This is a genomic window from Cupriavidus sp. TMH.W2, from assembly GCF_050847365.1.
In the GTDB taxonomy this organism is placed as follows: Bacteria; Pseudomonadota; Gammaproteobacteria; order Burkholderiales; family Burkholderiaceae; genus Cupriavidus.
In genome coordinates this window covers 1,431,437-1,448,173 of the sequence record NZ_CP193792.1, presented here as the reverse complement: position 1 = coordinate 1,448,173, position 16,737 = coordinate 1,431,437, and the positions used below count along the sequence as shown (strand labels likewise).

At 67.6% G+C, this 16,737-nt stretch carries 9 protein-coding genes and 2 tRNA genes; 4 read left to right on the top strand and 7 right to left on the bottom strand.

All coding sequences use genetic code 11. The annotated features are described in order from the left end of the window. Position 1 precedes the first annotated feature (1 nt). Both purL and ACREYQ_RS06700 read right to left on the bottom strand, forming a co-directional pair. Complete coding sequence (purL, locus tag ACREYQ_RS06705) at positions 2-4,048, bottom strand: phosphoribosylformylglycinamidine synthase (protein WP_432259971.1); 4,047 nt, start codon at positions 4,046-4,048, stop codon at positions 2-4. Positions 4,049-4,238: 190 nt separating this feature from the next. Further along, positions 4,239-4,844, bottom strand: coding sequence for a winged helix DNA-binding protein (locus tag ACREYQ_RS06700; RefSeq protein WP_432259970.1), 606 nt, complete (start codon positions 4,842-4,844; stop codon positions 4,239-4,241). Positions 4,845-5,096: 252 nt separating this feature from the next. Here ACREYQ_RS06700 and ACREYQ_RS06695 point away from each other — a divergent pair, with 252 nt between their 5' ends. The 3 genes from ACREYQ_RS06695 (at position 5,097) to pgi (ending at position 9,974) form a co-directional block, all read left to right on the top strand. Further along, positions 5,097-6,461 (top strand): amidase, encoded by a 1,365-nt coding sequence (locus ACREYQ_RS06695; protein WP_432259969.1) that lies wholly within the window; start codon positions 5,097-5,099, stop codon positions 6,459-6,461. A gap of 70 nt (positions 6,462-6,531) precedes the next feature. Further along, entirely contained in the window at positions 6,532-8,118 is a 1,587-nt protein-coding gene (locus tag ACREYQ_RS06690; protein ID WP_432259968.1) for an NAD(P)H-hydrate dehydratase, read from the top strand. Positions 8,119-8,330: 212 nt separating this feature from the next. Further along, on the top strand, positions 8,331-9,974 hold the full coding sequence (gene pgi / locus ACREYQ_RS06685; protein ID WP_432259967.1) for a glucose-6-phosphate isomerase: 1,644 nt from the start codon (positions 8,331-8,333) through the stop codon (positions 9,972-9,974). Here pgi and ACREYQ_RS06680 read toward each other — a convergent pair. Further along, positions 9,971-10,669 (bottom strand): ABC transporter ATP-binding protein, encoded by a 699-nt coding sequence (locus ACREYQ_RS06680; RefSeq protein ID WP_432259966.1) that lies wholly within the window; start codon positions 10,667-10,669, stop codon positions 9,971-9,973. The two genes, pgi and ACREYQ_RS06680, sit on opposite strands and share 4 nt — an antisense overlap. Between ACREYQ_RS06680 and ACREYQ_RS06675 the strand changes: the two genes are divergently transcribed. Then, complete coding sequence (locus ACREYQ_RS06675; RefSeq protein WP_432259965.1) at positions 10,668-11,336, top strand: arylesterase; 669 nt, start codon at positions 10,668-10,670, stop codon at positions 11,334-11,336. The genes ACREYQ_RS06680 and ACREYQ_RS06675 overlap by 2 nt on opposite strands. A 214-nt stretch (positions 11,337-11,550) precedes the next feature. Here the strand turns inward: ACREYQ_RS06675 and ACREYQ_RS06670 are convergent, their stop codons facing one another. The 4 genes from ACREYQ_RS06670 to lon form a co-directional block, all read right to left on the bottom strand. Beyond that, positions 11,551-13,485, bottom strand: a complete 1,935-nt coding sequence (locus tag ACREYQ_RS06670) for a SurA N-terminal domain-containing protein (RefSeq protein WP_432259964.1) — start codon at positions 13,483-13,485, stop codon at positions 11,551-11,553. Positions 13,486-13,740: 255 nt separating this feature from the next. Further along, positions 13,741-13,817 (bottom strand) — tRNA-Asp (locus tag ACREYQ_RS06665). Between the two features lie 48 nt (positions 13,818-13,865). Next, a tRNA-Val gene (locus ACREYQ_RS06660) sits at positions 13,866-13,941 on the bottom strand. Between the two features lie 192 nt (positions 13,942-14,133). Further along, the gene (gene lon, locus ACREYQ_RS06655; protein ID WP_432260370.1) at positions 14,134-16,545 is read right to left on the bottom strand and encodes an endopeptidase La; all 2,412 of its coding nucleotides are present in this window, start codon (positions 16,543-16,545) and stop codon (positions 14,134-14,136) included. Between the last annotated feature and the right edge of the window lie 192 nt (positions 16,546-16,737).

The window sequence follows — 16,737 nt, the reverse complement described above, 5'->3', positions numbered from 1 at the left end:
CTTACCCCACCCACTTCCGTGCATTGCGGAACATCCGCATCCACGGGCTGCCGCCGTCGGCCACCTGCTTCCACGCATCCGGCGCCCAGCTCATGGTCGCGGCACGGAACACGCGCTCCGGGTGCGGCATCAGCACGGTGAAACGGCCATCGACGGTAGTCACCGAGGTAATGCCATCGGGCGAGCCATTCGGGTTGAGCGGATAGGCCTGCGTCGCCGCGCCGTAGTTATCGACAAAGCGCAGTGCCACATGGGCCTGGTCGATATTGCCTTGCTGCGAGAAGTCCGCAAACCCTTCACCGTGGGCCACAACGATCGGGATGCGGCTGCCTTCCATGCCGGCGAAGAAGATCGACGGCGAGGACTGCACTTCCACGGTCACGTAGCGCGCCTCGTACTGCTCCGACTGGTTGCGCGTGAACTGTGGCCAGGCACCGGCGCCCGGGATGATCGGGGCCAGGTTGCTCATCATCTGGCAGCCGTTGCACACGCCCAGCGCAAAGGTGTCCTGGCGGTTGAAGAAGGCCGCGAACTGCTCGGCCATCTGCCCGTTGAACAGAATGGTCTTGGCCCAGCCCTCGCCCGCGCCCAGCACGTCGCCGTAGCTGAAGCCGCCGCATGCGACGAAGCCGGTGAAGTCGGCCAGGCTGGCGCGGCCGGCGATCAGGTCGCTCATGTGCACGTCGTGCGTGTCGAAGCCGGCGCGGTCCATGCTGTACGCCATTTCGATCTGCGAATTGACGCCCTGCTCGCGCAGGATCGCCACGCGCGGACGGGCGCCGGTGGCAATGAACGGCGCGGCGATGTCTGCGGCCGCATCGAAGGTCAGCACCGGGCTGATGCCGGGGTCGGCGGCGTCCAGCAGGCGGTCGTATTCACTGTCGGCGCAGGCCGGGTTGTCGCGCAGGCGCGCGATGCGCCAGCTGACTTCGCTCCAGTTGCGCTGCAGGTCGGTGCGCGAGGCGCCGAAGACCTTCCTGGCGTCGCGGTAGACCTCGATCTGGTCGGTCGTGTTGGGCTTGCCCACCACATGGCTGCAGGCCGACAGGCCGGCTTCGCGCAGCACCGCGAAGACCGCGTCGCGCTCCTCCATGCGCACCTGCACCACCGCGCCCAGCTCTTCCGAGAACAGCGCGCGCAGGGTCTGGTCGTTGCGGCGCTCGGCCACCTGTTGCGCCCAGTTCTTGGCGTCGCCGTAGTCCTGCTCCTGCTGCGGGTCCAGCGCCAGCATGTCGACGTTGAGCGAGATGCCGCAGTGGCCGGCAAAGGCCATTTCCGCCAGCGCGGCCATGAAGCCGCCATCCGAGCGGTCGTGATAGGCCAGCAGCTTGCCTTCGCGGTTCAGGCGCTGGATCACGTTGAAGAAGTTCTTCAGGTCTTCGGCATTGTCGACGTCCGGGGCGCTGTCACCGACCTGCTGCGTCACCTGTGCCAGGATGCTGCCGCCCATGCGGTTCTTGCCGCGGCCCAGGTCGATGCCGATCAGCACCGTGTCGCCCGCGTCGGTGCGCAGTTGCGGGGTCAGCGTGCGGTTGACGTCGTCCACCGCGGCAAAAGCCGAGATGATCAGCGACACCGGCGCCACCACTTCCTTGTTGACGCCGTCGTCCTGCCACTTGGTGCGCATCGACAGCGAATCCTTGCCGACCGGGATGCTGATGCCCAGCGCCGGGCACAGTTCCATGCCGACCGCATGCACGGTGTCATACAGCTTCGCGTCTTCGCCTTCCACGCCGCAAGCCGCCATCCAGTTGGCCGACAGCTTGACCTTGCCCAGGTCCCTGACCGGCGCGGCGGCCAGGTTGGTCAGCGCCTCGCCGATTGCCATGCGGCCCGAGGCCGGGGCGTTGATCACGGCCAGCGGCGTGCGCTCGCCCATGGTCATGGCCTCGCCGGCGTTGCCCTGGTAGTCCAGCGTGGTCACGGCCACGTCGGCCACCGGCACCTGCCACGGGCCGACCATCTGGTCGCGCGCGTTCATGCCGCCCACGGTGCGGTCGCCGATGCTGATCAGGAACGACTTGCTGGCCACGGTCGGGTGGCGCAGCACGTCGCGCACGGCCTGCTCCAGGCTGATGCCGGTCACGTCCACGGCCGGCAGCGCCTCGTCCACGCGCTTGACATCGCGGTGCATGCGCGGCGGCTTGCCCAGCAGCACGTCCATCGGCATGTTGACGGTGTAGTGTTCCTTGAGCGCGGCGTCGACATTGGCGTCGACCAGCTGCAGCTGCTTTTCCTCGGTGGCGATGCCCACCACGGCGAACGGTGCGCGCTCGCGCTGGCACATGGCCTGGAACTGCGGGAAGCTGTCCGGCGCGATCGCCAGCACATAGCGCTCCTGCGACTCGTTGCACCAGATTTCCGCCGGCGACAGGCCGGACTCTTCCAGGTGCACCTGGCGCAGGTCGAAGCGCGCGCCGCGGCCGGCGCCGTCCACCAGCTCGGGGAAAGCGTTGGAGATGCCGCCCGCGCCGACGTCGTGGATCGACAGGATCGGGTTGGCGTCGCCCAGCTGCCAGCACGCGTTGATCACTTCCTGCGCGCGGCGCTCCATCTCGGGGTTGCCGCGCTGGACCGAATCGAAGTCCAGGTCGGCGGTATTGGTGCCGGTCGCCATCGAGCTGGCGGCGCCGCCGCCCATGCCGATGCGCATGCCCGGGCCGCCCAGCTGGATCAGCAGCGTGCCGGCCGGCAGCGGGTTCTTGTGCGTGTGCGAGGCGTCGATATTGCCGATGCCGCCGGCAATCATGATCGGCTTGTGGTAACCGCGCACGGTGCCGCCCACGTTCTGCTCGTAGACGCGGAAGTAGCCGCCCAGGTTGGCGCGGCCGAACTCGTTGTTGAAGGCGGCGCCGCCGAGCGGGCCGTCGATCATGATCTGCAGCGGCGAGGCGATGCGGTCCGGCTTGCCGGTCACGCCGGGCTTGTCGTCGGGGTTGCGGTGCGTCACCGGCTGGGCAGCATCGCGGTCGTTTTCCCACGATTCGACCGCCTCGGGCAGCATCAGGTTGGACACCGTGAAGCCGGTCAGGCCGGCCTTGGGCTTGGCGCCGCGGCCGGTCGCGCCCTCGTCGCGGATTTCACCGCCGGCGCCGGTGGAGGCGCCCGGGAACGGCGAGATCGCGGTCGGGTGGTTGTGCGTCTCCACCTTCATCAGCGTGTGCGTCAGCGCCTCGTGGCGGCCGTACTTGTGGTTGTCGCCGCGCGGGAACCAGCGCTCGGCCATGCCGCCTTCCATCACCGCGGAGTTGTCCGAGTAGGCCACGATCGAGCCCTGCGGATTGAGCTGGTGCGTATTGCGGATCATCGCGAACAGCGACTTGTCCTGCTGCACGCCGTCGATGGTCCAGGTGGCGTTGAAGATCTTGTGGCGGCAGTGCTCGCTGTTGGCCTGCGCGAACATCATCAGCTCGACGTCGGTCGGATTGCGCTCCAGCCTGGCGTAGGCCTCGACCAGGTAGTCGATCTCGTCTTCGGACAGCGCCAGGCCCATCTCGACGTTGGCCGCGGCCAGCGCGCCGCGCCCGGCCGAGATGTCGATAAAGCGCAGCGGCTTGGCCGGCAGTTCCTGGAACAGCCCGGCGGCGTCATCGCGCGTGGCGATGACGGTCTCGGTCATGCGGTCGAACAGGTGCGCGGCGACGGCGGCGCGGGTGCCTGCGTCCAGCGTCTTGCGCCCGCGCAAAAGGCCCTTCTTGCAGAGCACGGTGATCTCGATGCCGCGCTCGATGCGGTGGATATGCGTGAGGCCGCAGTTGTGGGCGATGTCGGTGGCCTTGCTGGCCCACGGCGAGATCGTGCCGAAACGCGGGATCACCACGAAGCGGTCGCCCTCGGGCTGCTCGGCGAACGGAGCGCCGTAGGTCAGCAGCGCGGCGACGCGGGACTGCTCTTCGGCCGACAGCGGCGTCTGGGCGTCAACAAAGTGCAGGAACTGGCCATGCACCGATTCAATATCGGCGTCGATCTGCCGCAGGGCGGTGAGCAGGCGTTGCTGACGGAAGGCGGAAAGCGCCAAAGCGCCGGGGAAGCACGAGAAATGCGCCATGATCGTAGCGGTCGGGAGGCGGTGAGGTAGGGGCTGCTGCTTGGCCGGCACCGCTGCATGGGGCGCCGGCTGGCGGGAAACCGCTATTGTACCTTGCCGGCACCCGGATTTTGCACTGCGGCATCATGGCGACCCCGTGTGACGGGATTTCGTGATAACGCTCATGCATCACTTTTCCGACATAAGCGGCTCAGAGTGACGTCGCCGAGCGTGCGGCCTGCTCGTACAGGCCGGTCAGCACCCGCATCAGCCGTGCCAGTTCGCCGATCTCGGTGTTCTCTTCGCTGCCTGCGGTGAAGTTGCTGGTCAGGCATTGTTCCCGGATCTCGCGATAGCGCGCACAGGCCTCGGCGCCGGCCGCGGTGGTCGAATACGTGGCCTCCTTGCCGACCCGCTCCCCGCTCACCAGCGCCAGTGCCTGCAGCTTTTTCAGCGCGTAGGTCACCAGGTGGGTGTCTTCCACGTTCAGCACGAAGCAGATATCGGCCAGCCGCTTGGGCCGGCCACGATGGTTGACGTGGTGCAGCACCAGCACATCCAGGAAGGTCAGGTCGCGCACGCCGGCCGCGCCCATGCAGCGCACCACCCAGCGGCTGTAGGCGTTGTAGGCGGTGTTCAGCCCGAACTCGAACTCGGACAGCTCGGGGCTGCGCACCGACACCAGGTGCGAGGACGACACGATATTGGACCCGGCCGCGCGCGACAGCGCGTTGGCCGGCCTTGCCTCGCTGGCAACGGCAGGGACATCGGCCACGGCGTCCGTGATGTGCCCGCTCTCGGCTGGCTTGCGTGGCATGCGGGAGACTCCTTTCGATGGGGCGGCGCTGGCGCTGCTAGGTATAAGCCCCGAGCGCGCCCCGGCAATTTTAGCTTGACAGTTTATTGGCGAATTATGAGCATGAACACCTGATAAATACAGGTAAAGCATGAGGAAGGACGCCGGCCACAACTGGCCCGGCGCCTGTGCACCGCCCTTCCTCGCGCTGGCAGGCAAGCGCCGCCACGGCGCTGCACGCCCCATCCCCCTCGCTCGCCGTTTGCAGACCTCATGCCACCCATGCTTCCCGACCTCGACACACTGAACACCCGCCTGCGCGACGGCGCCGCCAGCCGCGCGCAGATCATCGGGCAGGCCGCAGCCCGGGCTGCCATGCCGGCTGCCGAAGCCGTGTTCCTGCACAGCACCTTCGAGGCCGCCGCCCAGGTCGCGCGCGCCGCCGATGCGGCCAGCCGCGCCGGCAAGGCCCTGCATCCGCTGGCGGGCCTGCCGGTTTCGGTCAAGGACCTGTACGACGTGGCGGGCGAAACCACCCGTGCCGCCTCGCTGGTGCGCAAGGATGCCGCGCCGGCCGCCGCGGACGCCACCGTGGTCGCCCGGCTGCGTGCGGCCGGAGCGGCCCTGGTCGGGCGCACCAACATGACCGAGTTCGCGTTCTCGGGCGTCGGCATCAACCCCCATTACGGCACGCCGGTCAATCCGGCCGGCACCGATGGCGTGGCGCGCATTCCGGGCGGTTCATCGTCGGGCGCGGCGGTATCGGTCGCGCTGGGGCTGGCGGTCGCGGCGCTGGGCAGCGACACCGGCGGCTCAATCCGCATCCCGGCCGCGCTGTGCGGCATCACCGGCTTCAAGCCCACCACGCGGCGCGTGCCGCTGAGCGGGGCGTTTCCGCTGTCGTACACGCTGGACACCGCCTGCGCCATGGCGCGCACGGTCAGCGACTGCATCGCGGTGGACAGCGTGATCGCCGACAACGCGGTGATCCCGCGCGTGACCAACCCCGCCGCCACACGGCTGGCCATTCCGCGCCAGCTCCTGCTGGACGATCTCGACCCGGTGGTGGCCCGCGCCTTCGACCGCGCCCTGGGCCGGCTGTCGGCCGCCGGCGTGCAGATTGAGCACGTCGACCTGCCCGAGCTCGGCGAGCTCGCCGGCCTGAACGCCCAGGGCGGGTTCAGCTCGGCCGAGGCCTATGCCATCCACCGCCACGTGCTGGCCGCCCGACGCGACTTGTACGACCCGCGCGTGGCCTCGCGCATCGACCGCGGCGCCAACATCAGCGCCGCCGACTATATCGACCTGGGCCGCGCCCGGCTGGACTGGATCGCCCGCATGGAGGCGCGCCTGGCCCGCTTCGACGCCGTGGCCTGCCCGACCGTGCCCATGGTCGCGCCCGAGATTGCACCGCTGCGCACCGATGACGCGCAGTTCTTCCGCGTCAATGCCCTGCTGTTGCGCAATACCTCGGCCTTCAATTTTCTCGACGGCTGCTCGGTCTCGATGCCCTGCCACGCGCCGGACGAGCTGCCGGTGGGGCTGATGCTGTCGCACGGCCCGATGCGCGATGCCGACCTGCTGGGCACGGCCCTCGCGCTGGAGCGCATTGTGCAACCCTCACAGCGCGACGACTGAGCCCGCGGCGCAGCCATGGCGGCCCCGACATCGACAGGGCGGGCCAGCTGGCCGACCGAGATAACCAGACATGACACCCTCTGCCGCTACCGCCAACTCGCCTGAAAGCGGCGACGGCTGGTTTGCCCTCGATGCGGCCGCGTCCGCGCCGGTGCCGCTGTACGACGTGGCCGCCATCCGCCGGATCGAGAACGCCGCCTTCATGCAACTGCCCGGCTTTACGCTGATGTCGCGCGCCGGCGCCGCGGCCGCGCGCTGGCTGGCCTGCCATGCGCCCGCCGGCCCGCTGCTGTTCCTGGCAGGCCCCGGCAATAACGGCGGCGATGCGCTGGTCGCCGCCACGCAGCTGCACAGCGCTGGCCGCGCGGTGCAGGTATGGCTGGCTGCGGACCCGCAGCGCCTGCCGGCTGATGCGGCGACCGCCTGGCAGCAGGCGCACGCCGCCGGTGTGCCCGTCAGCGTGGTCGCGGGCATGGATGCCTCGCATGACGCGGATTGGCCCGCCGGCACCGCCGCGATCATCGACGGCCTGCTCGGCATCGGGCTGAACCGCCCCGCCGACGGCGCCATGGCGTGGTGGATCGGACAACTCAACCGCAGCGCGCTGCCGGTGTTTGCGCTGGACATCCCCAGCGGCCTGTTTGCCGACACCGGCGCGGGCGCGCCCGCCGTGCGCGCCCGGCGCACGCTGACCTTTATCGCCGCCAAGCCCGGGCTGCTGACGCTGGACGGGCGCGACTGCGCCGGCGAGGTCGATATCGCGCCGATCGGCCTCGGCTATCCGCCGGACGAAACGCCCCATTGCCTGGCAAACGGCCCGGCGCTGTTCAGTGCCGCGCTGCCGCGCCGCCGCCACGCCAGCAACAAGGGCACGCACGGCTCGCTGGCGGTCATCGGCGGCAACCTGGGCATGACCGGCGCGCCGCTGCTCGGCGCCAGGGCCGCGCAGTTCCTCGGCGCGGGCAAGGTGCATATCGGCTTCCTGGCGCAGCCCGCACCGCTGATCGATCCGCTGCATCCGGAGCTGATGCTGCATGCCGTCGATGCACTGGCCCTCGCTTCGATGTCGGCACTGGTGATCGGTCCGGGCATGGGCACGGATGCCGGCGCGCACAAGCAGTTCACCCGGCTGCTGCAAGCCGCGCCGTTGCCCCTGGTATTGGATGCCGATGCCTTGAACCTGCTGGCCGCCGATCCGGCGCTGGCCGGGGCGCTGGCCGCCAGCGGCGCGGCTTGCGTGATGACGCCGCACCCGCTCGAAGCCGCGCGGCTGATGGGCGTGCCGGTTGCCGAGGTACAGCGCGACCGCCCCGCCGCGGCCGCGGCGCTGGCCGCGCAATGGCAGGCCGTGGTCGTGCTGAAGGGATCGGGCACGGTGATCGCCGCACCCGATGGCAGTCCATGCGCGCTGAATCCGACCGGCAATGCGGGGCTCGCCAGCGCCGGCACCGGCGACGTGCTGGCCGGCATGCTGGGCGCGCTGCTGGCGCAAGGCATGGCGCCGCTGGCCGCGGCCCAGGCGGCGGTGTGGATCCACGGCCGGGCCGCCGATGCCCTCCTCGCGCAGGGCACCGGGCCCGCCGGCGTCACGGCAAGCGAGCTGTACGCGCCGGCGCGCACCGTCTTCAACCAGTTGCTGGCCGGGCCGCGCGCATGACGCACGGATCCAGAGCGGCGTAACCGGCGCCTGTCCGGTCCATCCCGTCAGACAATGTCCGATACTTGGCCGGCGCGCGGGCTGGTATGTTGCAAGTGGTAACGATATGACACCGCTGCCGGGCCGGATGCCGGCAGCGCTGACGATATACTTGCCACTCTGTCCTGCGAGCCGGCAACGCCACGCGGCTCGCGCAACAACGGTTGTCCTGCATGCCCACTGACCTTCACGCCTGGAACGCCCTCTTGCGGCACCACGACACCCTTCGCGACGCAAAGATGCGCGGCTGGTTCGATCGCGAAGGCGCGCAGCGCGTCGCGCAATGTTCGCTGGAAGCCGCCGGGCTCTATCTCGACTACTCGAAGAACCGGATCACGCCCGACACCATGCGCCTGCTGGTGCAGTTGGCGGCCGAGGCCGGCGTGACCAAGCGCCGCGACGCCATGTTCGCGGGCGAGCATATCAACACCACCGAAGACCGCGCGGCCCTGCATGTGGCGTTGCGCGCCACCGCCGGCGCCGGCTACAGGGTCGACGGCGAACCCGTCGTGCCGGCGATCCACAAGGTGCTGGTGCGCATGCGCGAATTCTCGGCGCGCGTGCGCAGCGGCGCCTGGAAGGGTGCCACCGGCGAGCGCATCACCGACGTCATCAATATCGGCATCGGCGGCTCCGACCTGGGGCCGCGCATGGTGTGCCGCGCGCTGTCGCACCTGGCGGATGCCGACGGCAACAGCGGGCCGCGCATGCACTTCGTCTCCAATGTCGACGGCACCGACCTGGCCGAGACCCTGGTGCGGCTGGACCCGCAGCGGACCCTGGTGATCGTCTGCTCCAAGACCTTCACCACGCTGGAAACCATGGCCAACGCGCGCAGCGCGCGCGCCTGGTTTGTCGCCAGCGGCGTGGCCGAGCAGAACCTCGCCAAGCATTTCGTCGCGGTCTCGACCAATACCGACGCGGTGCGCGAATTCGGCATCGACCCGGCCAATATGTTCGAGTTCTGGGACTGGATCGGCGGACGCTTCTCGCTGTGGTCGTCGGTGGGCCTGTCGATCACGCTGGCGGTGGGCTTCAATGCCTTTGCCGACCTGCTGGCCGGCGGGCGCGCCATGGACGAGCACTTCCGCAGCGCGCCGCTGGAGCGCAACATGCCGGTGATCCTGGGCATGCTGGGCATCTGGTACCGCAATTTCTGGAACCTGCCGACCAGCTGCATGGCGCCCTACTCCACCTCGCTGGAGCTGTTTCCCGCCTTCCTGCAGCAGCTGGAGATGGAAAGCAACGGCAAGTCAGTGCAGCTGGACGGACAGCCCATCCGCGCGCATACCTCGCCGGTGGTATGGGGCACGGCCGGGACCAACGGCCAGCATGCCTATTTCCAGCAGATCCACCAGGGCTCGCAGGTGGTGCCGGTGGACTTCGTCGCGCCGCTGGTGCCGCCGCGCCGGCTGCCGGGCCATCACGCCAAGCTGCTGGCCAACTGCTTCGCGCAGGCCGAGGCGCTGATGCGCGGCCGCAGCGCCGATGAGCTGCGCGCCGCCGGACTGAAGGATGAGGTGCGCATCGCGCATATGGTGTTCGACGGCAACCGCCCCAGCAACACGCTGCTGATGGAGAACCTGACACCGCACGTGCTGGGCGCGCTGATCGCGCTGTATGAGCACCGCACCTTCGTGCAGGGCGTGGTGTGGAAGATCAACTCCTTCGACCAGTGGGGCGTGGAACTGGGCAAGATCCTGGCCCGCCCGATCGAGGCCGAGCTGACCGGCAATGCGGCAGGCCAGCACGATGCCTCCACCTCCGCGCTGATCGACCGCGCCCGCGCGGTGCTGAAGGCGGGCGCCGCCAGCTAGACCTCGGCGCCCATCCATTCGTCGCTGGCCACGCGGCCGGCGTCGATGGTCAGGATGCGGCCGCAGCGCGATGCCACCGAGCGGTCGTGCGTGACCAGCACCAGCGTGGAGCCGGCATCGCGGTTGAGTTCGAACATCAGCGCGATCACCGCTTCGCCGGTGGCGGTATCGAGGCTGCCGGTGGGTTCGTCGGCAAACAGGATATCCGGGCGCGCCACGAACGCCCGCGCCAGCGCCACCCGCTGCTGCTCGCCGCCCGACAGCGTGCGCGGGTAGTGCCCCAGGCGCGCGCCCAGGCCCACGCGCTGCAGCATGTCCACGGCACGCTCGCGCACCTGCGAGGTTTCGCCGCGCAGCTCCAGCGGCAGCATCACGTTCTCGAGCGCGGTCAGGTGCGCCACCAGCTGGAAGGACTGGAACACAAAGCCGACATGGCGGCCGCGCACCGCGGCGCGCTGGTCCTCGTCCAGCGCGTACAGGTCCTGGCCCTGCAGCCGCACCGTGCCGGTGCTGGGCAGATCCAGCCCGGCCAGCAGTCCCAGCAGCGTCGACTTGCCCGATCCGGACGCCCCCACGATGGCGAGCGTTTCGCCCGGCGTGACGGAAAAGGTCACGTCGTGCAAAATCGTCAGCGAACCGGTCGTGTCGGCAACGGTCTTTCCGAGGGACTCGACAGCGAGAATGGAAGAAGACATGGAGATAGGGATCCGAGGGAAACGGCGCAGGCTGTGGCTGGCAGCCGGCATGGCACTGGCGCTATCGGCCACGGCACAAGCGCAAGCCCCGGCCAGGGGCGCCGCACCTGCGCTGCTGGTGCTTGGCGACAGCCTGTCCGCCGAGTACGGCATCGCGCGCGGCACGGGCTGGGTCACGCTGCTGCAGGACCGTCTGCGGCAGGAACGCTTCGATTATAGCGTCGTCAATGCCAGCATCAGCGGCGAGACCACCATCGGCGGCAAGACGCGGCTGCCGGACCTGCTGTCGCGCCACCGGCCAGCCATCGTAGTGGTCGAGCTCGGCGCCAACGACGCGCTGCGCGGCCTGCCGCTGCAGACTACCGAGGCCAACCTGCGCAATATCGTCGCCACGGCGCAGAAGGCCGGCGCGGGCGTGCTGCTGATCGGCATGCGCATCCCGCCCAACTACGGGCAGGATTACACCGAGAAGTTCGTCTCGCTGTATCCCAAGCTGGCCGGCGAATACAAGGTGCGGCTGGTGCCCTTCTTCCTCGACCAGGTGATTGCGCGGCAGGACTGGTTCCAGCCGGACCGCATCCACCCCACCGCCGCGGCACAGCCGACCCTGCTTGATACGGTGTGGCCACAGCTCAAGCCCCTGCTCAGGCGCAGCGGGAGTCAGTGAAAGAAAGGTCAGGAGTCAGCATGGCGGGAAACGCCTTGGGCGTTTGCTGACCCGATTGTGTGCTCCCTCTCCCGCTTGCGGGAGAGGGTTGGGGAGAGGGCCGAAGTCTCCACGAAGTTCTGGCTAGTGGTATGCCAGCGCCTGCCCTCTCCCCCTGCCCCTCTCCCGCAAGCGGGAGAGGGGAGCAAACCGCCGGCATGCTGAGGACGCGGGCTTACTCGCCGCCTTGCGCCTGCGTGGCACCCACCGGCGTCAGCATCTTGACCTTGGAACGGGCCTTCAGGCTTTCATAGAGGGCCTGCAGGTCGGTCTGGCCGGCCACTTGCGACAGCTGCTGCGCCGCGGCCTGGCGCTGGGCCGGATTGGCCTCGGGCGGCTGGCTGATCCTGGTGATGCGATAGACCGCATAGCCCTGGGCGCCCAGGTCGACACCCACCACCGCCGGCAGCTTCGCGGCATCGGCGCGCATCACCGCTTCCACGGCCTGCGGCGCCATGCCCTCGGCCTTGGTGCGCGACACGGTCTGCACCGCGCCGAAGCCGTCAGCGCTGTCGGCCTTCTTCAGCGCGGCCAGTCGTGCCTCGCCATCCTTGTGAGCCAGTTCTGCGGATTGCTGGGCGATATAGCCCTCGCGCACCTTGGCTTCGACGTCCTCGAACTTGCGCACGGCCGCCGGGCGGTACTCGACGATGCGCGCGGCCACCAGCGTGTTCGGGGCCACCTGGACGGCCTCGGTATTGCGCTTGTTCTTGACCGCGTCGTCGCTGAACAGCGCCTTGAGCAGCTTCTCGTTATTGAGCGGGCTCTGCGCGCCCAGCGCCGGGTTCGGCTGGCGCGTGACGTTGTCAGCGGTCTGGATGGTCAGCTTGAACTTGTCGGCGGCGGCCTTGAGGCTGTCGGCCTGCTCGTAGACGGTATTGCCGAAGGCATCGGCCTGCTCGGCAAACTTCTTGTCGGCGAACTGCTTGCGCAACTCGGCCTCCAGCTCCGTGTGCACGGCGTCCAGCGGCCTGGTTTCCGCGGGCTTGATGCCGGTCAGCTTGATGATGTGGTAGCCGTAATCGGTCTCCACCACGTCGCTGATCTGGCCGTCCTTGAGCGCGTACATGGCATCCTCGAACGGCTTGACCAGCGCGCCGCGGCCCATGAAGCCCAGGTCGCCGCCCTTCTCGGCCGAGCCCGGATCCTGGGAGTTCTTGCGCGCCACGTCGGCGAAGGTGTCGGGATGCTTGCGCAGGTCTTCCAGCAGCTTGGTGGCCTTGTCCTTCGCGGCCTGGCGCTGGGCAGCCGGCGCATCCTTCGGCGCGGCGATCAGGATATGGCTGGCGCGGCGCTGCTCGTCGACGCGGAAGCGCGCGATATTGCTTTCGTAGTAGGACTTCAGCTCTTCCGGCGTCACCGCCTGCGACGCGGCCAGCGCTTCGCCCGACAGCACCAGGTACTCCACCCTGGCCTGCTCCGGCACCGAGAAAGCCTGCTGGTGGCCGTCATAGTAAGCCTTGAGCGCGGCGGCATCGGGCTGCACCTTGGCGGCATAGCCGGCCGGCTTGAACAGCAGCGTCTGCACATCGCGCTGCTGGTCGCGCACGGCCAGCAGGCGCTCGATCAGCGACTTGGGCATGAACGCCGTCGCGGCCACCGAAGCGCCCAGCTGCTGCGTGGCCAGCTCGAAGCGCATGCGGGCATCGAACTGCTCGGGCGTCATGCCCTGCGACATCAGCAGCTGCACGTAGGCCTTGTCGTCGATCTTGCCGTCCTTGGCGCGCGGCAGTTGCGCGATCGCCGGCAGGTTGCTGATTTCTTCGAGCAGCTTGGCATCGGACACCGTCAGGTGCTCGTTGGCCACGGCATTGGCCATCACGCGCTGCTGGATCAGCTGGTCCAGCACCGTCTTGCGCGCATCCGGGCCTTCGAACTGGCGCGGATCATAGTTGGCGCCCAGCATCTGGCGCGCGCGCTCGCTCTGGTCGCGCACGACGTTGTCGACTTCCTGCACGCTGATGGCACGGCCGTCGACCTTGGCGGCATCGTGCGAGCTGTCCATGAAGCGCGAATAGCTTTCCACGCCGAAGAACACGAACGACGGGAAAACAAGCACCAGCAGCAGCAAGAGCATCAGGCGCCGGTTGTTGCGTACGAAATCAAGCATGCGGATTCGGGTAGTGGATTGGCACGAAAGACAAACTCCACGATTCTATCAGGAGCCGCTGGGCACGCACCCGTTGTGCCGGGTGGGAAACATTGGACCTACCTTCCATGCACTACCGTCATTCCCGCGCTGGCGGGATTCCAGCGTCTTATAAAGTCACTGGGTTCCCGCCTGCGCGGGAACGACGATGGCATTTCTGAAGCTATAACTGGCCGCAAATAAAAACGCCCGCTAGCGCGGGCGTTTCCTTGAAACTGGCGGAGTGGACGGGACTCGAACCCGCGACCCCCGGCGTGACAGGCCGGTATTCTAACCGACTGAACTACCACTCCTGTGTCGGCGCTCGCTGCCGGCTCGCTCATGCCCATTGCGATGGAGAGTGGTGGGTGCTGAGGGGCTCGAACCCCCGACCTACGCCTTGTAAGGGCGCCGCTCTACCAACTGAGCTAAGCACCCGCTCGACCATCGCAAGCTGGCTGCCTGCAACTTGCTGTTCGCTCCACACCTCGCGGCAGTTGCCGTGGTTTGCGTTGCGAGGGCGCAAGTGTAATACAGGTGATTTCAGTTTGCCAAGACCCGCGCGCGCAAAAAAAAACGCCGCCGGGCATCGCTGCCCCGCGGCGTTTCCTTCATGCGGCCGGGGTTGCGTCAGTGATGCAGACGTTCAACCTTGGCCGCGGCCTTGTCCGCCACATCGGCAGGCTTGGCGTCTTCTTCGGGCAACGGCTCGGGCTTGCGCTCGAGCGCCAGTTCCAGCACCTTGTCGATCCAGCGGACCGGCACGATCTCGATGGCGTTCTTCACATTGTCCGGGATCTCGGCCAGATCCTTGACGTTTTCCTCCGGGATCAGCACCAGCTTGATACCGCCCCGGTGGGCTGCCAGCAGCTTCTCCTTGAGGCCGCCGATCGGCAGCACCTCGCCGCGCAGCGTGATCTCGCCGGTCATGGCGACATCCGCGCGCACCGGAATGCCGGTCAGCACCGACACCAGCGCAGTGGTCATCGCACCGCCTGCCGACGGGCCGTCCTTGGGCGTGGCGCCTTCGGGCACGTGGATGTGGATGTCGCGCTTCTCGAACATCTCATCCGTGATGCCCAGGCGGCGTGCCCGCGAACGCACCACCGAACGCGCGGCTTCGACCGATTCCTTCATCACGTCGCCCAGCGAACCGGTGCGGGTGATGTTGCCCTTGCCCGGCATGATCGCGGCTTCGATGGTCAGCAGGTCGCCGCCCACCTCGGTCCACGCCAGACCGGTCACCTGGCCCACCTGGTTTTCCTTGCCGGCCAGGCCGAAGTCGTACTTGCGCACGCCCAGGAATTTGTCCAGGTTCTCGGAGTCGACCTTGATCGTGCCCGACTCCTTCTTCAGCAGCAGCAGCTTGACCACCTTGCGGGCAATCTTGGAGACTTCGCGTTCCAGCGATCGCACACCCGCTTCACGCGTGTAGTAGCGGATGATGTCGCGGATCGCGCTTTCGGCCACCTCGATCTCGCCTGCCTTCAGACCATTGTTCTTGATCTGCTTGGGCAGCAGGTAGCGCTGGGCGATATTGACCTTCTCGTCCTCGGTGTAACCCGACAGGCGGATCACTTCCATGCGGTCGAGCAGCGGCGGCGGGATGTTCAGGGAGTTCGACGTCGCCACGAACATCACGTCCGACAGGTCGAAGTCGACCTCGATGTAGTGGTCCTGGAAGGTGTGATTCTGTTCCGGGTCCAGCACCTCGAGCAGCGCCGACGACGGATCGCCGCGGAAATCCATGCCCATCTTGTCGATCTCGTCGAGCAGGAAGAGCGGATTGCGCACGCCGACCTTGGACAGGCTCTGCAGGATCTTGCCCGGCATCGAGCCGATATAGGTCCTGCGGTGGCCGCGGATCTCGGCCTCGTCGCGCACGCCACCCAGTGCCATGCGCACGAACTTGCGGTTCGTCGCGCGCGCCACCGACTGGCCGAGCGAGGTCTTGCCCACGCCGGGAGGCCCGACCAGGCAGAGGATGGGCGCCTTCACCTTGTCCACGCGCTGTTGCACCGCGAGGTACTCGAGAATGCGTTCCTTGACCTTCTCGAGACCGTAGTGGTCTTCATCCAGCACGCGCTCGGCGTTGGCGAGGTCATTGTTGACCTTGCTCTTCTTGCGCCACGGCAGGTTCACCAGCGTGTCGATGTAGTTGCGCACGACGGTGGCTTCGGCCGACATCGGCGACATCAGCTTGAGCTTCTTGAATTCGGCGTCGGCCTTCTTCTTGGCTTCCTTCGGCATGCGCGCAGCCTTGATGCGCTTGTCGAGTTCTTCCAGGTCCGCGCCTTCTTCACCCTCGCCCAGCTCCTTCTGGATGGCCTTGACCTGCTCGTTCAGGTAGTACTCGCGCTGGCTCTTCTCCATCTGGCGCTTGACGCGGCCACGGATGCGCTTTTCAACCTGGAGGATGTCGATCTCGCCCTCGAGCTGCGACAGCAGGCTTTCCAGGCGTTCGGTCACATTGACCATCTCCAGGATCTTCTGCTTCTGCTCGAGCTTGATCGGCAGGTGCGCGGCGATGGTGTCCGCCAGGCGGCCGGCCTCGTCGATACCCGACAGCGAGGTCAGGATCTCGGGCGGGATCTTCTTGTTGAGCTTCACGTACTGGTCGAACTGCGACACGATCGCGCGGCGCAGGGCCTCGGTCTCGGCGCTTTCGCCAGGTGCGGGCGGCACGGGCACGGCTTCGCACATGAAGTGCGATTCGTCCTCGCTCACCTCGCGGATATTCGCGCGCTGGGTACCCTCGACCAGCACCTTCACGGTACCGTCGGGCAGTTTCAGCATTTGCAGGATATTGGCGATGCAGCCGACCTCGTACAGGTCGTCGGCGGTCGGCTCGTCCTTCGCCGCCGTCTTCTGGGCCACGAGCATGATGCTCTTGCCCGCCTCCATCGCAGTCTCAAGCGCCTTGATGGACTTCGGGCGTCCCACGAACAGCGGGATCACCATGTGCGGAAACACCACCACGTCGCGCAGCGGCAACAGTGGGAGGCGAATCGGCTCGGCCGGGAGGAGTTGTGTTCCGGACATCATTTTCCCCAAGTCAGTCATTTAAGGCGTAAATTGGGCCGCCCGAATCGATTACAAGATACTGCGCCAATCGATTCACCAAGGCAGGCAGATGCCGCTCCCTGCACTTGCTGGCCCCTCTGAAACAGCATACCCGCGTTTCCTCCCTCTCGTCGGTAGAAATAAACAAAAAAAGCCGCTCGCTTCTACGCG